General features: G+C 73.0%; 19 protein-coding genes and 1 pseudogene. 9 read left to right on the forward strand and 11 right to left on the reverse strand.

Annotation, left to right across the window (positions count from 1 at the left end):
- Positions 1 to 9 precede the first annotated feature (9 nt).
- Positions 10 to 387, forward strand: coding sequence for a VOC family protein (locus tag ACFVGW_RS20975; protein WP_383288475.1), 378 nt, complete (start codon positions 10 to 12; stop codon positions 385 to 387).
- A 37-nt stretch (positions 388 to 424) separates the two neighbouring features.
- Here the strand turns inward: ACFVGW_RS20975 and ACFVGW_RS20980 are convergent, their stop codons facing one another.
- Positions 425 to 1,333 (reverse strand): ATP-binding cassette domain-containing protein, encoded by a 909-nt coding sequence (locus ACFVGW_RS20980; protein ID WP_385853054.1) that lies wholly within the window; start codon positions 1,331 to 1,333, stop codon positions 425 to 427.
- Between the two features lie 278 nt (positions 1,334 to 1,611).
- On the opposite strand from ACFVGW_RS20980, the gene ACFVGW_RS20985 reads away from it, so the two are divergent.
- The 3 genes and pseudogenes from ACFVGW_RS20985 to ACFVGW_RS20995 form a co-directional block, all read left to right on the forward strand.
- Positions 1,612 to 1,833, forward strand: coding sequence for a hypothetical protein (locus tag ACFVGW_RS20985; protein WP_383223567.1), 222 nt, complete (start codon positions 1,612 to 1,614; stop codon positions 1,831 to 1,833).
- Positions 1,834 to 1,946: 113 nt separating this feature from the next.
- Positions 1,947 to 2,306, forward strand: a complete 360-nt coding sequence (locus ACFVGW_RS20990; RefSeq protein ID WP_385853055.1) for an ArsR/SmtB family transcription factor — start codon at positions 1,947 to 1,949, stop codon at positions 2,304 to 2,306.
- An 89-nt stretch (positions 2,307 to 2,395) separates the two neighbouring features.
- Positions 2,396 to 3,709, forward strand: a pseudogene (locus ACFVGW_RS20995) (MFS transporter); the annotation flags it as partial.
- On the opposite strand, the gene ACFVGW_RS21000 reads toward ACFVGW_RS20995, so the two are convergent.
- The 5 genes from ACFVGW_RS21000 to ACFVGW_RS21020 are packed head-to-tail and all read right to left on the reverse strand — an operon-like array spanning position 3,700 to position 11,097.
- Positions 3,700 to 6,753, reverse strand: coding sequence for an alpha-mannosidase (locus ACFVGW_RS21000; RefSeq protein ID WP_385853056.1), 3,054 nt, complete (start codon positions 6,751 to 6,753; stop codon positions 3,700 to 3,702). The pseudogene ACFVGW_RS20995 and the gene ACFVGW_RS21000 overlap by 10 nt on opposite strands.
- A gap of 34 nt (positions 6,754 to 6,787) precedes the next feature.
- Positions 6,788 to 8,077: a glycosyl hydrolase gene (locus tag ACFVGW_RS21005; RefSeq protein ID WP_385853057.1), complete on the reverse strand. Its 1,290-nt coding sequence runs from the start codon at positions 8,075 to 8,077 to the stop codon at positions 6,788 to 6,790.
- Entirely contained in the window at positions 8,074 to 8,928 is an 855-nt protein-coding gene (locus ACFVGW_RS21010; RefSeq protein ID WP_385853058.1) for a carbohydrate ABC transporter permease, read from the reverse strand. The genes ACFVGW_RS21005 and ACFVGW_RS21010 overlap by 4 nt, the downstream gene beginning before the upstream one ends.
- A gap of 2 nt (positions 8,929 to 8,930) precedes the next feature.
- Entirely contained in the window at positions 8,931 to 9,803 is an 873-nt protein-coding gene (locus tag ACFVGW_RS21015; RefSeq protein ID WP_352187612.1) for a sugar ABC transporter permease, read from the reverse strand.
- Positions 9,804 to 9,807: 4 nt separating this feature from the next.
- Complete coding sequence (locus tag ACFVGW_RS21020; protein ID WP_385853059.1) at positions 9,808 to 11,097, reverse strand: ABC transporter substrate-binding protein; 1,290 nt, start codon at positions 11,095 to 11,097, stop codon at positions 9,808 to 9,810.
- A gap of 123 nt (positions 11,098 to 11,220) precedes the next feature.
- Between ACFVGW_RS21020 and ACFVGW_RS21025 the strand changes: the two genes are divergently transcribed.
- The 3 genes from ACFVGW_RS21025 (at position 11,221) to ACFVGW_RS21035 (ending at position 15,900) form a co-directional block, all read left to right on the forward strand.
- Positions 11,221 to 12,252: a LacI family DNA-binding transcriptional regulator gene (locus ACFVGW_RS21025; protein ID WP_385853060.1), complete on the forward strand. Its 1,032-nt coding sequence runs from the start codon at positions 11,221 to 11,223 to the stop codon at positions 12,250 to 12,252.
- A 211-nt stretch (positions 12,253 to 12,463) separates the two neighbouring features.
- Positions 12,464 to 14,896, forward strand: a complete 2,433-nt coding sequence (locus ACFVGW_RS21030; RefSeq protein ID WP_385853061.1) for a discoidin domain-containing protein — start codon at positions 12,464 to 12,466, stop codon at positions 14,894 to 14,896.
- A 215-nt stretch (positions 14,897 to 15,111) separates the two neighbouring features.
- Positions 15,112 to 15,900: a TIGR01458 family HAD-type hydrolase gene (locus ACFVGW_RS21035; protein WP_385853062.1), complete on the forward strand. Its 789-nt coding sequence runs from the start codon at positions 15,112 to 15,114 to the stop codon at positions 15,898 to 15,900.
- Positions 15,901 to 15,929: 29 nt separating this feature from the next.
- Here the strand turns inward: ACFVGW_RS21035 and ACFVGW_RS21040 are convergent, their stop codons facing one another.
- The gene (locus ACFVGW_RS21040; protein WP_385853063.1) at positions 15,930 to 16,625 is read right to left on the reverse strand and encodes an HAD family hydrolase; all 696 of its coding nucleotides are present in this window, start codon (positions 16,623 to 16,625) and stop codon (positions 15,930 to 15,932) included.
- Positions 16,626 to 16,666: 41 nt separating this feature from the next.
- Positions 16,667 to 17,149, reverse strand: coding sequence for an Lrp/AsnC family transcriptional regulator (locus ACFVGW_RS21045; RefSeq protein ID WP_352187606.1), 483 nt, complete (start codon positions 17,147 to 17,149; stop codon positions 16,667 to 16,669).
- 270 nt (positions 17,150 to 17,419) lie between these two features.
- On the opposite strand from ACFVGW_RS21045, the gene ACFVGW_RS21050 reads away from it, so the two are divergent.
- Positions 17,420 to 18,964 carry an FUSC family protein gene (locus tag ACFVGW_RS21050; RefSeq protein ID WP_385853064.1) on the forward strand — a complete coding sequence of 515 codons (1,545 nt, stop codon included), beginning with the start codon at positions 17,420 to 17,422 and terminating at the stop codon, positions 18,962 to 18,964.
- Positions 18,965 to 19,275: 311 nt separating this feature from the next.
- Positions 19,276 to 20,331, forward strand: a complete 1,056-nt coding sequence (locus ACFVGW_RS21055; protein WP_385853065.1) for a lactonase family protein — start codon at positions 19,276 to 19,278, stop codon at positions 20,329 to 20,331.
- Between the two features lie 67 nt (positions 20,332 to 20,398).
- Here ACFVGW_RS21055 and ACFVGW_RS21060 read toward each other — a convergent pair whose 3' ends face one another.
- From ACFVGW_RS21060 to ACFVGW_RS21070, 3 genes are all read right to left on the reverse strand, one after another.
- Positions 20,399 to 21,322: a hypothetical protein gene (locus tag ACFVGW_RS21060; protein ID WP_352187603.1), complete on the reverse strand. Its 924-nt coding sequence runs from the start codon at positions 21,320 to 21,322 to the stop codon at positions 20,399 to 20,401.
- An 87-nt stretch (positions 21,323 to 21,409) separates the two neighbouring features.
- Positions 21,410 to 22,387 (reverse strand): N-acetylglucosamine kinase, encoded by a 978-nt coding sequence (locus ACFVGW_RS21065; RefSeq protein ID WP_385853066.1) that lies wholly within the window; start codon positions 22,385 to 22,387, stop codon positions 21,410 to 21,412.
- Positions 22,384 to 23,061, reverse strand: coding sequence for a uracil-DNA glycosylase (locus ACFVGW_RS21070; protein ID WP_383223535.1), 678 nt, complete (start codon positions 23,059 to 23,061; stop codon positions 22,384 to 22,386). The genes ACFVGW_RS21065 and ACFVGW_RS21070 overlap by 4 nt, the downstream gene beginning before the upstream one ends.
- Positions 23,062 to 23,077: the final 16 nt, after the last annotated feature.

Below are 23,077 nucleotides of genomic sequence, written 5' to 3' on the forward strand. Positions count from 1 at the left end.
CTGACCGGCATGGCATGCCGCATCACCGAGCTCGTCATCGACTGCGCAGACCCGGAGCGGCTCGCCGCGTTCTGGAGCGAGGTCCTCGGCTACGTCGAACGCGACCGCGAGGAGGACGGGAGCATCGAGATCGGGCCTCCGGATCCCCACGGGGCGGGGCCCACCCTCGTCCTCAGCCGGAGCACCGCCCCGCGCAGCGGGAAGCTCCCGCTGCACCTGGACGTCAACGCCACCGACCGTGACCAGGACGCCGAGCTGGAGCGGCTGCTCGCTCTCGGCGCCCGGCCCGCCGACGTCGGTCAGACCGGCACCGAGAGCTGGCACGTCCTGGCCGACCCCGAGGGCAACGAGTTCTGCCTCCTGCGCTCCCGGGTCCGGCCCCTCTGACCCACGGCGGCGTGCCTCCCTCGGACGGGGGCGGCCGTCACTCCGTCCGGCGCGCGGTGGGCCGGTACGCGAGCGCGGCGAGGGCGTCCTGGAGGGTCGGCTGGTGCAGGCCCAGGGTCTCGGTGCCGATGCCGGAGCGTTCCAGGCGCCGTACGAGTGCGGACAGGAGCATCGGGTCGGCGGCCGGGGCGGACAGGGTGCCGGTGTGCGGCTCGTACGACGGGGCGGCACCGGTCAGCTCCGTCAGGATCCGGGACACCGCGTCCCCGTCCCCCGCCAGGCTCGGCCGGACGCGCAACGACGCCTCCCCGGCCCGGCGCCCGACCTCCTCCGGCCGTCCCTCGGCGACGATCCGGCCGCGGTCGAGCAGAGCCACCCGGTCGGCCAGGCCGTCCGCCTCGTCCGGGTGTTGTGTCGTGAAGAGCACGGCCGTCCCCTCCGCCGCGAGCCGGCGGACGACGTCCCGGACCGCCCGCCGCGCCCGGACGTCGAGCCCGCTGTCCGGTTCGTCCAGGATCAGCACCTGGGGGCCTGCGGAGAGCCGCGCCACCAGTTCGAGGCCGCGCCGCTCCCCGTCGGAGAGCGTGTCGACCGGACGGCCGACGGCTCCGGTGAGCGCGAAGCATCCGAGAAGTCCGTCGGCCCCCGCGGCCCCCGCACGCCCGGCGTCACCCGTGCCCCCTGCACCCTCCGCGGCCCCCGCAGGGGTGAGCAGCGCGCGGACCCGCCGTCCCTCTCGTACGACGTCGTGACCGCAGACCGTGGCCCGGCCGGCGTCGGGCCGGTCGTGCGCGGACAGGATCCGCACGACCGTGCTCTTGCCCGCCCCGTTGGGGCCGATCAGGCCCACCACCTCGCCGGCCCGGACCTCCAGGTCCACACCGTCCACGGCGGCCGTGGTCCCGTACCTCTTGACCAGGCCTTCGGCCCGGATGACGTGGGTCATCGTCTCTCCTCGTGCTCGACCGACACGTCACACGGTGTGCGGCGGCGCTGACAGCACGCTGATCGTCGGGTGACAGCGGTGCGCCCGGCGGGATCACGACTGCTGTCGAGGAGGGCATTCCGGTTCTTCCGGTCCCGTGAACCGGTCAACACCGATGCGCTGCCCGGGTGTTGGCGTGACCGTCCGCCGGATCGGGGTCCGCGGTGATCGCCGCCCGGGGATCCCGGGACCGTTCGCGTCTGTGCCCGCGGCCTCCCGAAGGGCATACTGGCTTGACGATGACGAACCGATCCGCGCCCCGGCGCCACCTGTCCACCAGCCCCTTCGCGGCTCCCGTCGATCCCGTGATCAAGGAGTTCGCCGTCGGTGACCGCGTCTCCCACGATCGTCACGGCCTCGGGAAGATCATCGGCCAGGAGCCGACGGGTGCGCTGCTCGTCGACTTCGGGGCCTCCCAGGTCCGAGTCCTCAGCCCCTACAAGGGCATGCATAAGCTCTGACTGAGCTCCGACAGCCTTCACGGACCCGCCCCGGCGCCGCACATCGCGCCGGGGCGGTTTCCGTTCCACGCCGGGGCGCCTTCCGTTTCCGCGGCCGCGCCTACGATGGCCCCATGGCTGAACGCGAGAGATCCTCACCTGCGAGCGTGGTGCATCAGCGCACGCCCGGCGCCCCTGAGCTCGCCGCCGCGGCCGGGGTGTTCGCGCTGCTCGCGGACCCGACCCGGCTGCATCTGGTGTGGCTGCTGTCGCGCGCCGAGTCGGACGTCACCGCCCTCGCGGAGGCCTGCGGCGCGGCCCGGCCCGCGGTCAGCCAGCATCTGGCGAAGCTGCGGCTCGGCGGGCTCGTCCAGCACCGCAAGGACGGCCGCCGGGTGGTGTACACGCTCCCGGACGGCCATATGCGGCGTCTCGTCGTCGAGGCGATCAACCACGCGGACCACCAGGTGACCGGCGAGCCCTGGCACGACTGAACCGATCCCTCCGCATCTGACATGTGCGCAACTATGCACATGTCCGCTACCGTGGTCACGACCCCCGGAGCCGAACGAGGGCGGGCCTCATGCTGTCCGTGTTGCGTCACCGCACCTACCGTCGCCTCTTCACCGCCCAGGTCGTCGCCCTCGCCGGTACGGGCCTCGCCACCGTCGCGCTGAGCCTCCTCGCCTACGACCTCGCGGGCGCCGACGCCTCCGCGGTCCTCGGGACGGCGCTCGCGATCAAGATGGTCGCCTATGTCGGAATCGCCCCACTGGTCAGCGCGTTCGCCGACCGGATACCCCGGCGCGCGCTGCTCGTCGCCATGGACCTCACGCGCGCCGCCGCCGCCCTCGCCCTGCCCTTCGTCACCGAGGTCTGGCAGGTCTACGTCCTGATCCTGCTGCTCCAGGCCGCCTCCGCCGCCTTCACCCCGACCTTCCAGGCGACCGTCCCCGACATCCTGCCCGACGAGCGCGACTACACCCGCGCCCTCTCGCTCTCCCGCCTCGCCTACGACCTGGAGAACCTGTTCAGCCCGGCGCTGGCCGCCGCCCTGCTCGTCCTCGTCCCGTCCGGCCTGCTCTTCACCGGCACCGCGGTCGGCTTCCTCGCCTCCGCCGCCCTCGTCGCCTCCGTCCTCCTCCCCACCCCCGCACCGGCCGAACGGACCGGCGGCGCGTACGCCAGGGCCGCCTTCGGCATCCGGCTCGTCCTGGCGACCCCGCGTCTGCGCGCCCTCCTCGCGCTCGATCTCGTCGTCGCCGCCGGCGGCGCGATGGTCCTCGTCAACACCGTCGTCCTGGTCCGCGAGGTCCTCGGACGGCCCGTCGGTCACGTCACGCTCGCCCTCGCCGCGTACGGAGCGGGCTCGATGGCCGCGGCGCTGGTGCTGCCCCGCGTCCTGGACCGGACCGGCGACCGCGCCCTGATGCTCCCCGCGGCCTTCGTGACGGCCGGGGTCCTCGTCCTCCTCCCGGCCGGCCTGGCGGCGGGCCCGGGCCCCTGGTCCTGGCCCGCCCTGCTCACCGCCTGGCTCGTCCTCGGCGCCGCCACCTCCGCCGTCCTGACCCCCGGCGGGCGCCTGCTGCGGCGCTCGGCGGGCAGCGCGGACCTGCCCGCCGTCTTCGCCGCCCGGTTCTCCCTCGCCCACGGCTGCTGGCTGCTCGCCTACCCGCTGGCCGGGTGGACGGCCGCCCGCGCCGGCCTCGCTGCCGCCGCCGGCGCGCTGGGCCTCCTCGCCCTTCTCGCCGCCGTCGCCGCCCTACGGCTCTGGCCGCGCACGGACCCCGACGAGCTGGAGCACCGCCACCCCGAGCTGGCCACCGACCATCCGCATCTGGCGGGCGCGGGCCGGCGTCATGTGCACGACTTCCGGATAGACGCCCTTCACCCGCGCTGGCCCGCCCCCGTGAAGCGCAGCGTGACCAGCTCGAAGGGGCGCAGGGCCAGCTCCACGGCGCCGTCCTCCGCACGCGCCGTGCCGGGTGGCACGTCGGCGAGCGGCCGCTCGAGCAGGTCGCACACCGTCACCCCGTCCCAGGCGAAGTCGGTGCTCAGGCGCGCCCGCGCCCGTCCGCCCCGGGACTCGTAGAGCCGGACCACCACGTCACCGCCCCGGTCGTCGGCCAGCTTCACGGCGCTCACCACGACGGCGTCGTCGTCCAGGACGACCAGCGGGGCGACGTCCGCGCCCCCGGGGACCCGGCGCTCCGGCAGGCTGATCCGGTATCCCTCGCGGACCGCGTCCCCGACCGAGGCACCCGGCACCAGCGCGTGGCGGAAGCGGTGCACCCCCTGGTCGGTGTGCGGATCGGGGAACCGCGGGGCGCGCAGCAGGGACATCCGTACGGTCGTCGTCGTGCCGCCGTCCCCCGGCCGTACGGTACGGGTCACGTCGTGCCCGTACGTCGACGCCGTCACCACGGCGACGCCCCAGCCGGGCTCCTCGAAGTGCACGAAGCGGTGGTTGCACGCCTCGAACTTGGCCGCCTCCCAGCTGGTGTTGGTGTGCGTGGGCCGGTACAGATGGCCGAACTGGGTCTCCGCCGCGTACCGGTCCGTGTGGAGGTCGAGCGGGAAGGCCACCTTGAGGAACTTCTCCGTCTCGTGCCAGTCGACCTCGGTCTCCAGGTCGAGCCGTCCCGCCCCCGCGGCGAGCGTCAGCGTCTGCACGGCGCGCGAGGCCCCGAACGACCGCGTCACCCGTACGGACACGGAGCCGGTGCTCGTCTCGGCGAGCGTCACCTCGTCCGCCCCGGTCAGGTCCGTGACGGTGTTGCGGTAGAACTGGTCGACGTCCCAGGCGTCCCACATGTTCGGGAAGTCGGGATGGATCTGGAGCAGATTGCCCGCGGCCCCCGGGGCGAGCGTCTCCCGCCCGGCCACCAGGTCGAGCACCGACACCACCAGTCCGCGCCCGTCCACCGTCACGCGCAGCAGCCCGTTGTCCAGGACGAACCCGCCGCCGGGCCGCTCCTCGGCGGTGCAGCCGGACACCACCCCCGTGACGGCCCCCGCCCCGCCCGCCGGCACCCCCGCGCGCTCGTGCGGGGCCGCGTTGAAGACCGTCTCGCCGCCCGCCACCGGGTCACCGGCGAGCACCCGCTGTGCCCGGCCGATGATGCCGTTCAGCTCCTCGGCGACCGCCGCGTACGTCCGCTCCGCCTCGCGGTGCACCCACGCGATCGAGGAGCCCGGCAGGATGTCGTGGAACTGGTGCAGCAGCACCGTCTTCCAGATCCGGTCCAGCTCCTCGTGCGGATAGGGGACTCCGGCCCGCACGGCGGCCGTGGCCGCCCACAGTTCCGCCTCGCGGAGCAGGTTCTCGCTCGCCCGGTTGCCCTGCTTGGTCCGCGCCTGACTCGTCAGCGTCGCCCGGTGCAGTTCCAGATACAACTCGCCCACCCAGACAGGGGCGTGCGGATACTCCGCCTCCGCCTTCGCGAAGAACTCCGCGGGCCGCTCCCAGCGCACCCGGGCCGAACCCTCCAGGTCCCGCAGCCGGGCCGCCTTCGCGACCATCTCGCGGGTCGTGCCGCCACCCCCGTCACCCCAGCCGGTCGGAGCGATCGAGTGCCGGGCCCGGCCCTTGTCCTTGAAGTTGCGGACGGCGTGGGCGATCTCCTTGCCCCGCATCGAGCAGTTGTACGTGTCGATCGGCGGGAAGTGCGTGAAGATCCGCGTCCCGTCGATGCCCTCCCACCAGAACGTGTGGTGCGGGAAGGAGTTGACCTGGCTCCAGGAGATCTTCTGCGTCAGCAGCCACTTCGACCCGGCCGCCTTGATGATCTGCGGCAGCCCGCCCGCGAAGCCGAACGTGTCCGGCAGCCACGCCTCCTCGTTCTCGACGCCGAACTCCTCCAGGAAGAACCGCTTGCCGTACACGAACTGACGGGCCATCGCCTCGGAGCCCGGCATGTTGGTGTCGGACTCCACCCACATGCCCCCGGCCGGCACGAACCGGCCCTCCGAGACCGCCTTCTTCACCCGCGCGTAGACCTCGGGACGATGCTCCTTGATCCACGCGTACTGCTGGGCCTGCGACATCGTGTAGACGAAGTCCGGCTCGTCCTCCAGGAGCGCCGTCATGTTCGCGGTCGTCCTGGCCACCTTGCGGACCGTCTCGCGCAGCGGCCACAGCCAGGCCGAGTCGATATGGGCATGGCCGACCGCGCTGATCCGGTGCGCCGACGGCTCGGCCGGCGAGGCGAGCGCCTCGGCGAGGCGCGAACGGGCCGCCTCCGCCGTACCGTTGACGTCCTGGAGGTCGACCTCGTCCAGCGCGCTCTCCACGGCCCGCAGGATGTCCCAGCGGCGCGCGCCGTCCACCGGCAGCTCCGCCATCAGCTCGCCGAGCACCTCCAGGTCGATCACCAGCTGCCACACGGTCTCGTCGAAGACCGCCAGGTCCATCCGCGCGAGCCGGTACTGCGGCGCGTCGCCCGCCGTCTCCTTATCGCCCAGCTCGGTCGGCAGGAAGGGGTGGTAGTCCAGGATCACCGGATTGGACGCGGCCTCCACATGCAGCAGCACCTCCTCGCCGCCGACCGCCGGGTCGGCGATCCGCACCCACTGATTGCGCGGGTTGAGGCCCTTCACCGGCGAGCCGTCCGGCAGGTAGACCAGCCCCTCGCACTGGAAGCCCGGCATGTTCGCGTCGAAACCGAGGTCGATCAGGGCCTCCACCGTCCGCCCCGCCCAGGCCTCCGGAACCCGCCCGGAGACCGTGAGCCAGCTCGTACCCCAGGGAGCGCCCCACGCCCCGCCCGCCGCGATCGGGGTACGCGGCGCGGCGATCCCCTCGGCCACCGGCACCGGCTCGTCCGGCGCGGTCCAGATCCCCACCTCCAGGGGTACGGACTCCGGATGGATCGCCGGCCGGATGCGCTCCTCCAGGACGCGCTTGAGACGGGACTCGATCAGGGTGCGGTCGTCATGCATGCCAGTCGCTCCATCACGTAAGAGAGGGTGGTCGTCAGGGCCTGTCGACGTCGTCGACGGTGACCGTCTCGGTGATCCCGCGTGCGGTGAGATGATCGCGGTCCGACGCCCGGGACGCCAGTACGACGGCCGGCCGCGCGCCGTCCGCGGCGAGTCGCATGAACGCCTCGAAGAACGCCCCGCCCGGCGCGCACGCCGAACGCTTGGCCGCCTCGTCCGGCAGATCGAGCACGAGGGCCGTGGTCCTCGGACGCGGCCGGTGGGCGAGGGCACGGAACTCCGCCACGGCGTCGGCGAGTGCCCGTCCGGCCGGCTTCACCGCACCGTCTCCGGTCAACAGGCCGAGGCTGTACTCCAGTTCGGGGAAGTCGGCGAGCGAGCGGTCGACGTCGTGCGAGCACCACCAGGTGATGCCCCAGAGGTCCGGACAGTCGAGGGCTGCCGCCACGGTCGTACGGGTGAAGTCCGCGGCCCGGTCCGGCGCGATGTGCGGGGCGGGCGCGCCCACCTCCTGGAGCCACACCGGCCGGCCCGGATCCTCGGCCCAGGCCTTCGACAGCTCGATGAGATACGCGGCGTGCTGCCCGGTCGCGACGGACTCGGCGCCGTAGCGCTGGGCGGTGCCGTTGAAGACCCAGGAGTGCACGGCCGTCACCGCGCCGATCCGGGCCGCGTGGGCGGGTGTGAAGGGGTGCTCGTCCAGGTACCAGGCGGCGTCGTACTCCGCGTGCAGATGCAGCCGTCCGGGCGCCGCCCGCTCGCACTCTTCGAGCATGCGCCGCAGCCAGCTCTCCGCCTCGTCCGGGGTGATCCGGTCGGGATCGGGGTGCGGATCGCCGGAGAACTGGTTGATCTCGTTGCCGAGCGTCATGCCGAGGAAGTTGGGGCGGTCCGCGAGTGCCGAGGCGAGGGTGCGCAGATAGGCGGCCTGACCGTCGAGCACGTCCGGATCGGTGAAGAGGTTGCGCCGGTGCCAGGTGAGCGTCCAGGAGGGCCGGAAGTCGAAGCTGGAGAGATGGCCCTGCAGCCCGTCGACGGCCACGTCCAGGCCCCGTTCCGCCGCCGCGTCCACCAGGGCGACCAGCTGGGCGACGGCGCGCGGGCGGATCAGGGTGCGGTTCGGCTGGAAGACGGGCCAGAGCGGGAAGACCCGGAGGTGGTCGAGGCCGAGGGCGGCGATCGCGTCCAGATCGGTGCGGACCTCGTCGAGATCGAAGTCCAGCCAGTGGTGGAACCAGCCCCGGCTCGGCGTGTAGTTGACGCCGAAGCGCGGGGCGGCGGGCAGCGGGATCATTCTCCGCATCACGTCCTCTGCGTTGGTCATCCCTTGATGGCGCCTTCCTCGACGCCCCTGAAGAAGAACCGCTGGAGCGCGGCGAACACGGCCACGACCGGCAGGAAGGCGATCATGGTTCCGGCCGCGATCAGCCGCGGGTTGGCGGTGAACGTGCCGTCGAGGTACTGCAGCCCCACGGTGAGGGTGTACCGCGCGGGGTCGTTGAGCACGATCAGCGGCCACAGGAAGTCGTCCCAGGCGCCGATGAAGGTGAAGATCACGACCACGCTCAGCATGCCCCGTACGTTCGGCAGCCCCACATGGACCAGCCGTTGCCACACGTTCGCCCCGTCGACGAGCGCGGCGGCGTCGAGCTCGGGCGGAACGGCCTGGAACGCCGTGTACATCAGCAGCACGTTGAGCATGGCGACGGCCCCGGGCAGCGCCACTCCGAGCAGGGTGTCGGTCAGGCCCATGCTGCGGACCGTCACGTACTGGGAGACGATCGTGACCTCACCGGGCAGGACCAGCGTGGCGACGAACAGGCCGAGTACGAGCCGGGCGCCGCGGAACCGCAGCCGGGAGAGGGCGAAGCCCGCGAGGGTGGCCCCGACGACGTTCCCGGCCACGGCGATCGCCGCCACCGTCAGCGAGTTGAGCGCGTACGTCCACACCGGGACGGTGTCGGCGACCTGCGCGAAGTTGGCGAGCGTCGGGTCGCGGGGGAGGAAGTCCGGCGTACGGGAGTAGACGTCCTCGCCCGGGCCCTTCAGGGAGGTGGACAGCTGCCACAGGAACGGCCCGATCGTCAGCAGCAGGACGAAGGCGAGCAGCGCGTACCGGGCCGACTGCGCGGCCGGGCCGGGGGTCCCGAAACCCCGTGACGCTCGTACGGGCATGGTCAGGCCGCCTTCCGGTTCAGCCGGGCGAGGAGCAGCATCGGGCCGATGGTGATCACGAAGAGCAGCAGGCTCAGGGCGGAGGCGTAGCCGATGTGCCCGGTGAAGCCGCGGCTGTACATCTGGATGAGCATGACCACCGACATGTCCCGGCCGCCCGGGCCGCCGGTGCCGTGGGAGAGGACGTAGAGCTCGGAGAAGACGCGCAGCGCGGAGACCGAGATCAGGACGGAGACCAGCATCATCGTGGTCCGCACGCCCGGCAGGGTCACGTGCCAGAAGCGGCGTACGGCGGACGCTCCGTCGACGGCGGCGGCCTCGTGCAGCTCGCGGCCCACGTTCCCGAGCGCGGAGAGGTAGATGACCATGTAGTACCCGAGGCCCTTCCACACGGTCAGGCCGATGGCGCTGAACAGCAGCAGCCAGCGGTCGGTGAGGAAGTCGACCGGCCGGTCCGTGAGCCCGAGCCCGGCGAGCACGCCGTTGAGCAGGCCGCGGTCGTCCAGGAGCCAGCCCCAGATCAGGGCCACCACCACGGCGGAGGCGACCACCGGTGTGTAGAAGGCGGTACGGAAGAAGGTGATCCCCGGCAGCCTCCGCTCCACCAGCAGCGCGAGCAGCAGCGGCAGCAGGGTCAGCAGCGGCAGGCAGATGAGCAGATAGACGATGCTGTTGATCAGTGCGTCCGTCAACTGGGCGTCGTTCAGGGCGCGTTCGTAGTTGGCCAGGCCTGTGAAGCGGCCGCCGCCCAGTGGTTTGGCGTTGGTGAACGAAAGGATCACGGTGTTCACCGCCGGCCACAGGTTGAAGACGGCGAGCCAGACGACGGCCGGTCCGGCGAGCAGCCACGGGGTGAACCAGCGCCGGTGTGTCATGTGCTCAGTCCTTCAGCAGCTGGTCGGCGCGCTCCACGGCCGTGTCCAGCGCCTCCTTGGAGCCGGCCTGGCCGTTCAGGGCGAGGGCGATCTGCTGGTTGACCACCGTCTTGATCGCGTCGTTGGCCTGGACGGGCTCCAGCATCTTCGCCGTCGCCAGTGACGTGAACGCCGTGACCTTGGCGTCCCCGGCGTTCGTCCCGTCGCTCCTGCTGAAGAAGGCGTCCGAGGCGGAGGCCTTGGTGGACGGGAAGATGCTGGTGAGGTGGGCGAAGGCGGCCTGGTTCTCGGCGTTGGTGACCCAGCGGGCGAGCGCGAGCGCGGTGGCCCGGTTCTTCGTCGCCCGGGAGACCGACAGGCCCTGGACGTAGAGCGGCGGTGTGCCCATCGCCGGGGAGGAGACCACCTTGGGCGCGAGGCTCGGGTTGTCGGTTGCCAGGGAGGTGACGTAGTTGCCGCCCGCCGTAGTCCAGGCGGCCGTGCCGGAGGAGAAGAGCTTGGTGTTGCCCGCGTACGTCTCCGTCAGCACGTCCTTGGGCAGCAGCCCCTCCTTGAACGCGGCGCGGTAGGTGTCCAGGAGCGCGGCGGCCTCGGGGGTGTTGAAGGTGAAGGACGTGCCGTCGTCGGACATGAGCTTCACCCCGGCGTTGGCGAAGTCCATCAGCCCCGGCTTGCGGCTCATGAGGTAGACCTCGCCGCCGGACTTCTCCTTGACGGTCCTGGCCGCCGTGATCAGCTCGTCCAGGGTGGCCGGCGGCTTCTTCGGGTCGAGGCCGTACCGGGCGAGCAGCTCGGAGTTCCAGTAGTTGACGTCGGTGTTGAGGTACCACGGATAGCCGTACGTACCGTCGTGGCCCGCGAACCGGTAGGCGGCGGTGCCGCCCTCGACGTAGTCGGCGTCCAGCTCCGGGTCCGCGCCCGCCACGTCGAGCAGCATGTTCTGCTTCACCAGCGGCAGTGCGAAGTCCGGCGGCAGGTTGACCACATCGGGCAGCGTGCCGCCCGCAGCCTGGCTGAGCACCTTCTCTGAGTAGCCGTCGCCCGGCTGGTCGAGCCACTCCACCTCGACGCCCGGGTGCTTCTTCTCGAAGGCGTCGATCACGCCCTCCATGTACGCGGTGAACTTCGGCTTCAGCGCCCAGGTCTGGAGCGAGACCCTGCCGTTCACCTCGCCCCCGCCTCCTCCGGCGGCGTCGCCGTCCGCTCCGTTCGGATCGCCGAGGCCGCAGCCGGCGAGGGTCGCCGCGGCGACCGCGGCCACGGCCAGCCGTATCCAGTGGCTGCTTGTTCGCATCTGAGAGGTCTCCCGGTCTGTTCTGGCGGACGAGGCAGAGCTACTAAACCGGTCTAGCGATGGGGGACTATGCTCCGGCTACACTCCGCTGTCAAGACAGTGCGCACGAGGGAAGGGGCGCCCGTGGCCAGACCGACGATCGCCGACATCGCCCGCCGGGCCGGGGTGTCCAAGGGCGCCGTGTCCTTCGCCCTCAACGGCCGGCCGGGGGTGAGCGACGCGACCCGCGAGCGCATCCTGCGGGTCGCGGAGGAGATGAACTGGCGCCCCCACAGCGCCGCGCGTGCCCTCGGCGGCGCCCGGGCGGGCGCGGTCGGCCTCGTCCTGGCCCGGCCCGCGCGGACCATCGGCCTCGAACCCTTCTTCAGCCATCTCCTCAGCGGACTCCAGGCCGGACTCTCCGTGCGCGGCACAGCCCTGAACCTGCTGGTCGTCGAGGACACGGCGGCCGAGATCGAGGTCTACCGGCGGTGGACGTCGGAGCACCGCGTGGACGGTTTCGTCCTCGTCGACCTCCAGGTCCGCGATCCCCGGATCCGCGTCCTCGAAGAGCTCGGGGTGCCCACGACCGTGCTCGGCGGGCCCGGCCGGCACGGCAGTCTGCCGAGCGTCTGGGCAGACGACCGCGAGGCGATGATCTCGATCGTCGACTACCTCGCCGCCCTCGGCCACCGGCGCATCGCGCACCTCGCCGGACTCCCGGCCTTCCAGCACACCCAGCGCCGGATCCGGGCGGTGCGGGACAGCGCCCGGCGCCTCGGCCTCACCGAGGCCGTCTCGCTGCCGACCGACTTCAGCGACGCCGAGGGGGCGGCTGCGACCCGCGCCCTGCTCGCCCGGCCGCAGCGGCCGACGGCGATCATCTACGACAGCGACGTGATGGCGGTCGCCGGGCTCGGCGTCGCCACGGAGATGGGTGTGGCCGTCCCCGGCGAACTGTCCGTCGTCTCCTTCGACGACTCCGCCCTCACCCGGATCGTCCACCCCTCGCTCACGGCGCTCTCCCGCGACACCTTCGCCCTCGGCGAGCAGGTCGCGCGTGCGCTCCTCGCCCTCGTCGACGACCCGGCCGCGGCGCGGGACATCAAGAACCCCACACCGCGGCTCACGGTCCGCGAGTCCACGGCGCCGCCCGCCCTTGACCGGGCCAACTAAAGCCGTTTAGCCTCCCGGGCGAGACCGCGGCCCGCCCGCCCACGCACGCGCACCTACCGGCGCACGCGCCACCTGTCCGAGGGCCCGCACCGCCGCGCTCGTCGCGCCGCGCACGTTCGCATCGCCGCTCGTTCGTTCCGCCGCACGCTCGTACCGCCGCACCTCCCGTACACCCAGCACCCCCACCCCTCCCGCTGGACCGGAGTATCGGATGAGACGACACCTTCCCCTGCTGACGGTCGCGGCGCTCCTCGCCGCCCTGTTCGGCCTCACCCCCCACACCCCCGAGGCGCGCGCCGCCGCCCCGGCCCGGGCCGCCGCGGCCGGCGACCAGCCCTACGCCTCGTACTGGCACCCCGACACCCTCCTGAACTGGGATCCGGCCACCGACCCCGACGCGCGGTTCAACCGCTCCCGCGTCCCGCTGCGGCCCCGCGTCTCCGACCCGGCGCTCAAGGCCAACGCCAACGCCCGGGCGGGCGAAGGGAAGATCGCCGCGCTCGTCTCCTTCGGCCCCACCTCGAACAACCCCGCGCAGGGTTCCGCCAACCCGCACTACTACGCCTTCGGCCACTGGCAGTACATCGACAAGCTGGTCTTCTGGGGCGGTTCCGCGAGCGAGGGCCTGATCCTCGCCCCCAACGCGACCGTGATCGACGCCGCGCACCGCAACGGCGTCAAGGTCTACGGCACCGTCTTCTTCCCGCCGACCGCCTACGGCGGCCAGATCCAGTGGGTGCGCGACTTCGCCCGGAAGTCCGGCTCCACCTACCCGGTCGCCGACAAACTCGCCCAAGTGGCGCAGTACTACGGCTTCGACGGCTGGTTCATCAACCAGGAGACGGCGGGCGGCGACGCGTCGCTCGCCACCGAACTGCGCAACGAGATGCGCTACGCCCGCTCTCTCGGCCCCGTCGAGTTCATGTGGTACGACGCGATGACCGAGTCCGGCGCCGTGACCTGGCAGGACTCGCTGACCGCCGCCAACGACTCGTTCCTGCAGGAGGGTTCGCAGCGGACCTCCGACTCGATGTTCCTCGACTTCGGCTGGAGCGCCTCCGGGCTGGACTCCTCCCGCACCCTCGCCCGGAGCCTCGGCAGGAGCGAGTACGAGCTGTACTCGGGCATCGACACCGAGGCGAACGGGCACAACACCTCCGTCCCCTGGGAATCGGTCTTCCCCGCCGGCCGGCCGCACGTCACCTCGCTCGGCATCTACCGGCCCGAGTGGACCTTCACCTCCTCCACCGGACGCGCCGACTCCCATGCCCGCGAGGCCCGTTACTGGGACGGTGCCAACGGCGACCCGTCGAACACCACGACGACCTCGGCCTGGAAGGGCCTCGCCCACTACGTCCCCGAGTCGTCGCCCGTCACCGCCAAGCCGTTCGTCACCTCCTTCGGCGCCGGTCAGGGCGACTTCTTCCACTCCGGCGGCGTCCGGGTCTCGTCGGCCGGCTGGAACAACCTCTCCCTCCAGGACGTGCCGCCCACCTACCGCTGGCTCGTCACCTCCACCGGCTCCAGGCTGACCCCGTCCATCGACTTCGCCGACGCCTACGAGGGCGGCTCCTCGCTGCGTCTGACGGGCGCACTCGACGCCGTGAACACCGTCCGGCTCTACCAGACCAGGCTGCCGGTCGCCGCCGACACGAGACTGTCGGTGGTCCTGAAGACCCCGGCCGCGGGGCCCACCCGACTGAAGGCCGCGATCTCCTTCACCGACGCGCCGACCACCTTCACCACCCTCGACCTCGGCTCGACCACCACCACCGGCTGGGAGCGCAAGACCCTCGACCTGTCCGCCTTCTCCGGCCGGACCATCGCCCAGATCGGTCTGCAGGCCGCCGGGTCGTCCGTCCCCTCGTACGACATCCGGGTCGGCCAACTCGCCGTCCACGACGGGGCCGTGGACGCCGCCGCCGCCCCGACCGCGGTGACCGTCCTCGGCGCCACCGACGTGAGCGCCGGCGCCAAGTCCCTGCGGCTCGCCTGGACTCCCTCGGCCTCCGGCTCCGTCCACCACTACGAGGTGTACCGGCGGAACGCCGACTCCACCCGTACCTTCCTCGGTGCCACCCCCAACGACGCCCTCTTCGTGCCCCGGCTCGACCGCGCCGGTACGGAGCCGTCGACGACGCTGGAGGTCGAGGCCGTCTCCACCGAGTACGGCCGTTCGCCCGCCGCGACCACCACCGTCGGCTGGTCCCCGGGCACCGAGTCCAACCTCGCCCTCGGCCGCCCGGCGACCGCCTCCGGCCAGTGCAACGGGAGCGAGACGCCGGCCAAGGCGGTCAACGGCTCCGTCTCCGCCGGTACGGCCGACAAGTGGTGCACCACGACCTCGGCCAAGTGGCTGGAGGTCGACCTCGGCGCGGCCCGGGGTATCGACCGGCTCACCGTGAAGCACGCGGCGGCGGGCGGGGAGAGCGCGACCTGGAACACCCGGGACTTCACCCTCCAGGTCCGGGACTCGACCGCCGAGCCCTGGACGTCCGTCGCGACCGTCACCGGCAACACGGCGGCCACGACGACGCACGCGGTGAGCGCCACGGCACGCTACGTACGTCTCCAGATCACCCGGCCCACACAGACGAGCGACCCCGCCGCACGGATCTACGAGTTCGAGGTCTGGGGGGCTTGACGAGGGGGAAATAAGGAGGAAAATCCCTAATACACCAGAAAACCAGAGCGAGCCGCACCCGTCGGCGAAGACGTTCGCCGACCCGCGTGACCCACTCGCTGGCTCTGGCCAGGCCCCCGGCAGATCCTCCCGGAACTCAGGCCCATCGGCGACGACCGAGACGACCGAGTGCGGAGACGGACTACCGGGGACTGCATGTGTGGAGGTTCCTCCCCGTGCCCCGTATCGAAGCGGTCCTGATCGACATCGACGGTGTGCTCACCGTCTCCTGGAAACCGCTGCCGGGCGCCGTGGCGGCCATGGAGCGACTGCGGGAGAGCGGAGTTCCGCTCGCGCTGGTCACGAACACGACCTCCCGCAGCCGGGCCTCCCTCGCCGCCGCACTGGCCGGCGAGGGCTTTCCCGTCACCGCCGACGACATCCTCACGGCGCCCGCCGCCACCGCCGCCCATCTGCGCGAGCACCACCCCGGCGCGCGATGCCTGCTGATCAACACCGGGGACGTGGGGGACGACCTGGCCGGCCTGACACTCGTCGGCGAGGGCGACCCGCCGGACGTGGTCGTCCTCGGCGGGGCCGGTGAGGACTTCGACTACGCCACGCTCAACCGCGCGTTCCGTCATGTACGGGACGGTGCACGGCTGGTGGCCATGCACCGCAACCTGTACTGGCGTACCGCCGACGGCCTCGACCTGGACACCGGGGCCTTCCTCGTCGGTCTCGAACGGGCCGCCGGGGTCGAGGCGGCGATCACCGGAAAGCCGTCGCGGGCCTTCTTCGAGGCCGCCCTCGCGCACCTCGGCGCCGAGGCCGCAGACACCCTGATGGTGGGCGACGACATCGAGTCGGACGTCCTGGCCGCCCAGCGCTGCGGGATCACCGGCGCCCTGGTGAAGACGGGGAAGTACCTGCCCGAGACCCATCGGGCTGCCTCCGGCTCACCGGATCACGTCCTCGACTCCTTCGCCGATGTGCCCGCTCTCCTCCGGACGAGCGATGGGTGACCGTTCCGCAGGTGCGCGCCGCCTACGTGTCAGCGCGTCCTGGCCGGCGGGTCCAGCCAGTCCAGTGCCGCGTGCGCCGTGAACTCCGCCTGGCCGCCCGGGAAGAGCAGATCGGCCGCGAGGAACGCCGGATCGTCCGCCGTGTCCGCGACGTACGGCAGCGCCACGCACCGCATGCCCGCCGCCCGTGCCGCCAGCGCGCCCGGCGCCGCGTCCTCGAACACCACGCATCGCGCCGGCTCGGCGCCGAGCCGCCGCGCGGCCTCCAGGAAGACGTCCGGCTCCGGCTTGCCGCGCCCGACCTCCTCCGCGGAGACGAGCGTCGTCAGAAAGGCGTCGAGCCCGGTGCCGGCGAGGACCGCCTCGATCGCGGCGCGGGACGAACCGGAGGCCACGGCCATCGGCACACCCGCCGCGTGCAGGCGCTCCACGAACGTCCGCATCTCCGGATAGACCGGGGTCGAGGCCCGCGCCAGGTCCAGATAGCTCCGGTTGGTGGCGTCGAGCAGCGTGTCGACGTCCGCGTCGATCCCGTACCGCTCGGCCAGGATCTCCAGCGTCTCGCGGGTCCCGATCCCGATGAACCGCGTGTGCCGCTCCCAGTCGAAGTCCGTCGCACCGGCGAAGGCCGTGAGCGTGCGCCGGGTGGCCTCGTAGTAGTTCGGCTCGCTGTCCACCAGCGTGCCGTCGAGATCGAAGATGACCGAGGCGGGGGAGGTGCTCATGGGTCCAGCATCTCAACGCGGCGGCAGGGTCCGGTGCGGTGTCACCCCCTGCGCGCCGAGGCCCGTCCCACCGACTCCACGAGAGGCAGCAGCCGGTGCGGCACGCGCTCGCGCAGCGCCATCTCCGTACGGGTCCTGACCACGCCCGGCAGTTGGATCAAGTGCTGGATCACGTCCTCCAGGTGCCCGTTGTCCCGCGCCACCACCCGGGTCAGGAGATCCCCGCCGCCGGTGATCGAGAACGCTTCGACGATCTCCGGCACCGCGGCGAGCGCGTCGCCGACCTCGTCCAGGTGTCCCTGGGTGACCTCGATGTGCACGAACGCGAGGACGGGGTGGCCGAGCGCCGCGGGGGAGAGGACCGGACCGGTCGCCGTGATCACGCCGTCCCGCTCCAGACGGTCGATCCGGGCCTGCACCGTTCCGCGGGCCACCCCGAGGATCCGCGCGTACTCGCGCACGCTGGTGCGCGGCTGCTCGATCAGGAGGCGCAGGATCCGGGTGTCGAGCTCGTCCACCGCCATGGTCCGTTGGCTCCCTTCTGGCTGTGCTGGGCTTGTCTCGACTGTACCAATGGTCCAGTCTTCGGCACCTCGGTTGAGCCACTGGGTGCCCAGGTGCTTTCCTCTGAGAACAGTAGTGAAGACATGGCGCCGCGCGAGCGCCGGACCGGCGACGATGCCGGTGACCGGACCGCGGCGCCTTTCCCATGTCCTGGGGCCGCCACAAGCAGGCCGGGGCACGAGAAGACGCGAAGAGGGTGTGTGTACGGCAGCGGGGGCGGAACTACCGTCGTGAAGAACCTCCGGGCGACCGGTCGCCGGCTGGTCAGGCTGGTGTTCGTGGCGCCCGATCCGGGCCGCGTCCGGCTGCGCGTCTCCTCGCGCGCCGTCCTCGCCATCGGACTCGCCGTCGCCGCGGCCGAGCTCTGCGGACTCTCCCTCACCGCCTCGATCACCGGCGGTCTCGCGGCCCTGCTGGCGCTCTTCACCGTCGCGGACCCCACCGTCCGCCGCCAGGCCGTGACGACGGCGCTGCTTCCCGCGGTCGGCTTCCCCGTCCTGGCCCTCGCGACCACGCTGCACGGCGCGCCGCTGCTGCGTGACGCCTCCTGGCTCCTCGTGATCTTCGCGGGCGTGTACGCGCGCCGCTGGGGCCCGCGCGGGCACGCGCTGGGCATCTTCGCGTTCATGATGTTCTTCGTCACCCAGTTCCTGCACGCGCTGCCCGCGCAGCTGCCGGAGCTGTACGGGGCGGTGGCCCTGGCTCTCGCCGCGGCGGGAGCGGTGCGCTTCGTGGCCTGGTGCATCGAGCGGCGCGTGCCGCCGCCCGCGGCGCCCGCCCAGCTGCCCGGCCGCGGTCTCGACCGGCCCACGACACGGCAGGCGTTCCAGGCGACGGTGGCCTGCGCGGTCGCGCTCGCCGCGGGCCAGTTCATCTCGCACGAGCGCTGGTACTGGGCCGTCGGCACCGCGTGGTGGATCTTCGTCAACACCGCCTCGCGCGGGGAGACGCTGGTCCGTGGCTTCCGCCGGGTCGTCGGAACGGTGACCGGCATCGCCGCCGGATTCCTGATCGCGATCCCGCTGGCGGGCGCACCCGCCCCGACGGCCGCACTCGTCGCCGTCTGCGTCTTCGGGATCTTCTACACGGCCCCCCTCTCGTACAGCTGGATGATGTTCTTCGTGACCGTCATGGCCGGGCTGCTGTACGGGCTCCTCGGGGTGCTGCACCCCGGGCTCCTGGTGCTCCGGTTCGAGGAGACGGCGGTGGGCGCCCTCGGCGCGGCCGTCGGTGTGGCGCTCCTGCCGGTGACCACGCACGCGGCCACCAACGCGTGGATCGAGCGGGCCGTGACCTGCGTCCACGCCTGCACCACCGCGGCGGCGCGACGGCTCGCCGGCGATCCGGAGGCCGACCCGGCCCCGCTCGCCGCCGAGCTGGAGGTCCTGCTGGGCCGCGCCCGGCTCTCGCTGGCGCCACTGGTCCACCCGCTGAGCCCGCTGCGGGCCCGCAAGGCGCGCGCCCGCCGGGTGCTCGCGCTGCTCGACGACTGCGCCCGCGAGATCAGGGGCCTGGCGGCGGTCGCCACGGATCCGGACGCCTCGCACGACGCCCGTCTCGCGGCGGCGGCCTGGCGGGTCGAGGCCGCCGTGCACGCGCTGGTCCCGCCGGTGGACCCGGCGCACCGGGTCACGGTCGAGGAGCAGGGCGCACCGACCCACCACCCGGGCGCCGAGGCCGCACTCGGCCACCTCCACGGCCTGGAAGAGGCCCTGGTGGCCCTGAAGGCCCCCGTCCGCACCTCTCCCGGCGCTCCACTGGTCCCGGCCGCCTGAGCCCCGGCGCTCCACTGGTCCCGGCCGCCTGAGTCCCGGCGCTCCGCTGGTCCCGGCGGTCTGGGTCCCGGCGCTCCGCTGGTCCCGGCCACCTGAGTCCCGGTGGTCTGGGTCCCGGTTGCCTGGGCACCGACCGTCTGAGAGTCCCGGCCCTCTGAGGGTCCCGGCCGGCCGGGTGGCGCCGCGACGCGGCGGCGTCGCCGCCGTGGCCGGGTCGCCACATGATCCAACTTGGTCTAGACCGCCTGCTAACGTCGGCCCCGACCGCGGGGCCGTCGGACGACCGCCCCCTGCCGTGATGGGGAGACGCCATGAGTGGGACAGACGTGCGCGGACCGGGCCGGGCCTTCATCGGCTCCTTCACGTCCGCGGGGGGCCGCGGAATTCTCACCGCCGAGGTTGACCCGGCCACCGGCGCCCTCACCGTCACCGGCGCGACGGACGCCGTCCCCGACCCCTCCTACCTCGCCCTCGCCGGATCCTTCCTCTACGCCGTCTCCGAGGCCGAGGAGGGCGCCGTGACCGCCTTCGACGTCTCGGGCGACGTGCCCCGGCCCCTCGGCGCTCCCGTGGCCGTACGCGGCGCGGGACCGACGCACCTCGCCGTCGCCGCGGGCCACGTCCTGACGGCCAACTACACCTCCGGCAGCGTCACCGCCCTGCCCGTCGCGGCCGACGGGTCCCTCGGCGACCCCGTCGTCGTCGCCCTGCACGAGGGCTCGGGGCCCGTCGCGGACCGCCAGAGCGCCCCGCACGCCCACCAGGTCCTCCCGGCCCCCGGAGGGCCCTGGGCGGCCGCTGTGGACCTCGGCACCGACTCCGTGCGGATCTATGCCCTGGACGCCCTCTCAGGGGCGCCGAGGCCGCACGGCGAGGCCCCGCTCCGCCCCGGCACGGGCCCGCGCCACCTGGCCTTCCACCCCGCCGGGACGCACGCCTACGTCCTGAACGAGCTGGAGCCCACCCTGACGGTCTGCCGCTGGGACGCCACGACGGGCACCCTGGAGCCGCTCGGGGAGACCCCGGTGGTCGCCGGAGGGGCCGCGGGACCGGACTACCCCTCGGCGATCGTCGCCTCCCCCGACGGACGCTTCCTGTGGGCCGCCGTCCGCGGTGACGACTCCATCGCGGTCCTCGCCGTCGACCCGAGCGGCGAGAAGGCCGAACTCCGCACCACCGTGCCGTGCGGCGGCCGCTGGCCGCGCGACCTGGCCCTCGACCCCTCGGGCCGACGGCTGTACGCGGCGAACGAGCGCTCGGGCGACGTGACCTGGTTCGACCTCGACCCGGAGACCGGCATCCCGCACCGCGCGGGCTCCGTCGACGCCCCGGCGGCCTCCTGCGTGGTCTTCCGCCCTCACGCCTGACCCATCCGGACACGGCGAAGGGCCCGCCACCGGAAACGTCCGGTGCGGGCCCTTCGCCGTGTACGGGTCAGTGAGCCTGAGCACCCTGCGGCTGCTGCGGCGCGATGCCCAGCGCCGCCGTGTACTGCGACAGCACCAGCTTGCCGATCGCCGGGTACGCGCCCAGCGGCTCGGCGGCGGCGCAGCCGGCCTCCTTGGCGGCGGCGTCGAGCAGGCCGTCGGCCAGCTCGGGACCGATCAGGTACGGGGCCAGCGCCAGCTGCTCCGAGCCGGAGCCGCGCAGCTGCTCGGCGATCGCGGTGATCGAACCCTCCTGGTCGAGCGCGGCGGCCATCACCGGGACGGCCAGGCGCGCGGCCAGCAGCATGCCGGTGATGCCGGCGGCCTGCACGGCCTCCTCGCCGCCGACCGTCGCGAGGACGATGCCGTCGGCGGCCGTGGCGACCGTGAAGAGCCGCGCGCGGTCCGCGCGGGCCAGACCGGCCTCCGACAGGCGCACGTGCAGCGCCTCGGCGAGCAGCGGGTGCGGACCGAGGACGTCCGTCAGCTCGGCAACGTTGCCGCTGTCCATCACGGCCTGCCGGATCTGGCGCATCAGCGCGCTGTCCGGGCCGGCGAGCAGCGGTACGACGACCGCGGCGGGACCCTCCGGGGCGCTGGCCTCACGGCCGGCGGCCAGGGCCAGCTGGTACCGCTCGGTGCGGAGCGCCTCGGCGCGCGCCAGCACGCTTCCCAGGGTCGGGTACTCGGCGTCGTCCCCGTCGAGGTAGCCGATCGCGGCCTCCAGGCCCGGCAGCTCGGAACGGGCGATGCTCACGACCTCTTCGGCCAGCGAGCGTATGGCGGCCGACGGCACACCGGGAACAGCGAGAACCAGCGCGGGAGCGCCCTCGGGCGCCGCCACGGGTTCGGGGCGACGGTGTCGTCCGGGCTGGCGGGGTCGCGGCATTCGTACAGGCAGGCCGGAAGCAGGCCCAGTGGGGGAGCTCATGGCGCCGCATGCTACTGGTTTTGACCGCCGAGCACTGCGGTGAGGTGCAGCAGAGCGTTATCTGCCCCTCTTTGTCCGAACCGCGGCTTACGCGGTTACATGCAACAACTTCGGCTCCACCGGCAGCCGTAGTGAATCCGTCGCCAGCGCGGTTGCGAGGGCGAGCGCTCCGGAGAGCGGATCCCCGGCCGCCGACGTCTGCCGGGCGTGCGGCAGTTGCTCCGCCAGCTCGGCGCGCAGCGGTACGAGCAGAGGCTCACCCAGCTTGAACAGGCCACCCGTCAGAGACACTTCGTACGCGCCCGGAGCCGGACACACGGCGGCCGCGGCCTCGGCGACATGCCCGGCCGCCAGCCGCAGGATCCCCGTCGCCACCGGGTCGCCGTCGGAGGCGCAGCCGGCCACGTCGGGCGCGAACGACGCGAGCACGGCGGGACGGTCCGTCCGCGGGTACAGCGCGCCCGGCAGACCGGCCGCCGGCCCGAACCGCGCCTCGGCTCGGGCGAGCAGCGCGGCCGAACCGCCACGCCGGCCGTCGTACGCGCGCATCGCGGCCTCCAGGCCGGCGCGGCCGATCCAGGCACCGCCACCGCAGTCGCCCAGCAGATGGCCCCAGCCGTCGGCACGGCGCCAGGTCGTCAGATCCGTACCGAGCGCGATGAGGCCCGTGCCGCCCGCGACGACGGCACCGGGGCGCTGCCCGAGCGCTCCCGCGTACGCCGTGACGGCGTCCGCCGCCAGGGCAAGGCGCCGTACGCCGAGGGCCTCCTCCAGCGCGCCGGGCAGGACCGCCCGCAGTTCCTCGCCGAGCGTCGCCATACCGGCGGCGCCGACGGCGAGGGCGACCACGGGTCCGGCCCCCGCGCGGCCCCGCAGCGACTCCACGGCCGGCAGCAACTGGCCGAGCAGATGAGCCGCCTCGATCCCGCCCGGACCCGTTCGCACCGGCTCACGGGACTCCACGGTCTCCACGGCGCGCCCGTCCGAGGCGCGTGCCAGGGCGATGCGCAGCCCGGAACCGCCCGAGTCGACCCCGACGACCCAGGCCCCGGCCCCGGCCGTCACGGCAGCCGCCAGTCCACTTCCTGCGCCCCCTGACGCAGAAGCAGTTCGTTGGTCCGGCTGAAGGGCCGCGACCCGAAGAAGCCGCGGTCCGCGGACATGGGGGAGGGGTGCGAGGACTCGATCGCCGGCAGATTGCCGAGCAGCGGACGGAGATTGCGCGCGTCACGCCCCCACAGCACGGACACCAGCGGCTTGCCCCGCGAGGCCAGCGCGCGGATGGCCTGCTCGGTCACCGCCTCCCAGCCCTTGTCGCGGTGTGCCCCGGGCTTCCTCGGAGCCGTGGTGAGCGCCCTGTTGAGCAGCAGCACCCCCTGCCGGGTCCATGGGGTCAGATCACCGTTCGAGGGCCGCGGAAGCCCCAGATCGGTGTGCATCTCCCGGAAGATGTTCTCCAGGCTCGGCGGCAGCGGACTCACCTCCGGCGCCACCGAGAAGCTCAGCCCCACCGCGTGCCCCGGCGTCGGGTAGGGGTCCTGTCCGACGATCAGGACCCGCACCTCGTCGAAGGGCTGCTGGAAGGCGCGCAGGACGTTCGCTCCGGCGGGCAGGTAGGTACGCCCGGAGGCGATCTCCCCGCGCAGGAAGTCGCCCATCGCGGCGATGTTGTCGGCCACCGGCGCGAGCGCGTGCGCCCAGCCCGGCTCGACGATCTCATTCAACGGTCGTGCTGCCACGGCCGTCACTCTACTG

Origin of the sequence: Streptomyces sp. NPDC127129 (assembly GCF_042671585.1) — a bacterium.
Taxonomy (GTDB): Bacteria; Actinomycetota; Actinomycetes; order Streptomycetales; family Streptomycetaceae; genus Streptomyces.

Coding starts and splice junctions, on each gene's coding strand:
- ACFVGW_RS21030 (WP_385853061.1), top strand. CDS start 12,464: ATGAGACGACACCTTCCCCTGCTGACGGTCGCGGCGCTCCTCGCCGCC.
- ACFVGW_RS21020 (WP_385853059.1), bottom strand. CDS start 11,097: ATGCGAACAAGCAGCCACTGGATACGGCTGGCCGTGGCCGCGGTCGCC.
- ACFVGW_RS21060 (WP_352187603.1), bottom strand. CDS start 21,322: ATGAGCTCCCCCACTGGGCCTGCTTCCGGCCTGCCTGTACGAATGCCG.
- ACFVGW_RS21000 (WP_385853056.1), bottom strand. CDS start 6,753: ATGCATGACGACCGCACCCTGATCGAGTCCCGTCTCAAGCGCGTCCTG.
- ACFVGW_RS21040 (WP_385853063.1), bottom strand. CDS start 16,625: ATGAGCACCTCCCCCGCCTCGGTCATCTTCGATCTCGACGGCACGCTG.
- ACFVGW_RS20980 (WP_385853054.1), bottom strand. CDS start 1,333: ATGACCCACGTCATCCGGGCCGAAGGCCTGGTCAAGAGGTACGGGACC.
- ACFVGW_RS21005 (WP_385853057.1), bottom strand. CDS start 8,077: ATGACCAACGCAGAGGACGTGATGCGGAGAATGATCCCGCTGCCCGCC.
- ACFVGW_RS21055 (WP_385853065.1), top strand. CDS start 19,276: ATGAGTGGGACAGACGTGCGCGGACCGGGCCGGGCCTTCATCGGCTCC.
- ACFVGW_RS21045 (WP_352187606.1), bottom strand. CDS start 17,149: ATGGCGGTGGACGAGCTCGACACCCGGATCCTGCGCCTCCTGATCGAG.
- ACFVGW_RS20990 (WP_385853055.1), top strand. CDS start 1,947: ATGGCTGAACGCGAGAGATCCTCACCTGCGAGCGTGGTGCATCAGCGC.
- ACFVGW_RS20975 (WP_383288475.1), top strand. CDS start 10: ATGGCATGCCGCATCACCGAGCTCGTCATCGACTGCGCAGACCCGGAG.
- ACFVGW_RS21015 (WP_352187612.1), bottom strand. CDS start 9,803: ATGACACACCGGCGCTGGTTCACCCCGTGGCTGCTCGCCGGACCGGCC.
- ACFVGW_RS20985 (WP_383223567.1), top strand. CDS start 1,612: ATGACGAACCGATCCGCGCCCCGGCGCCACCTGTCCACCAGCCCCTTC.
- ACFVGW_RS21010 (WP_385853058.1), bottom strand. CDS start 8,928: ATGCCCGTACGAGCGTCACGGGGTTTCGGGACCCCCGGCCCGGCCGCG.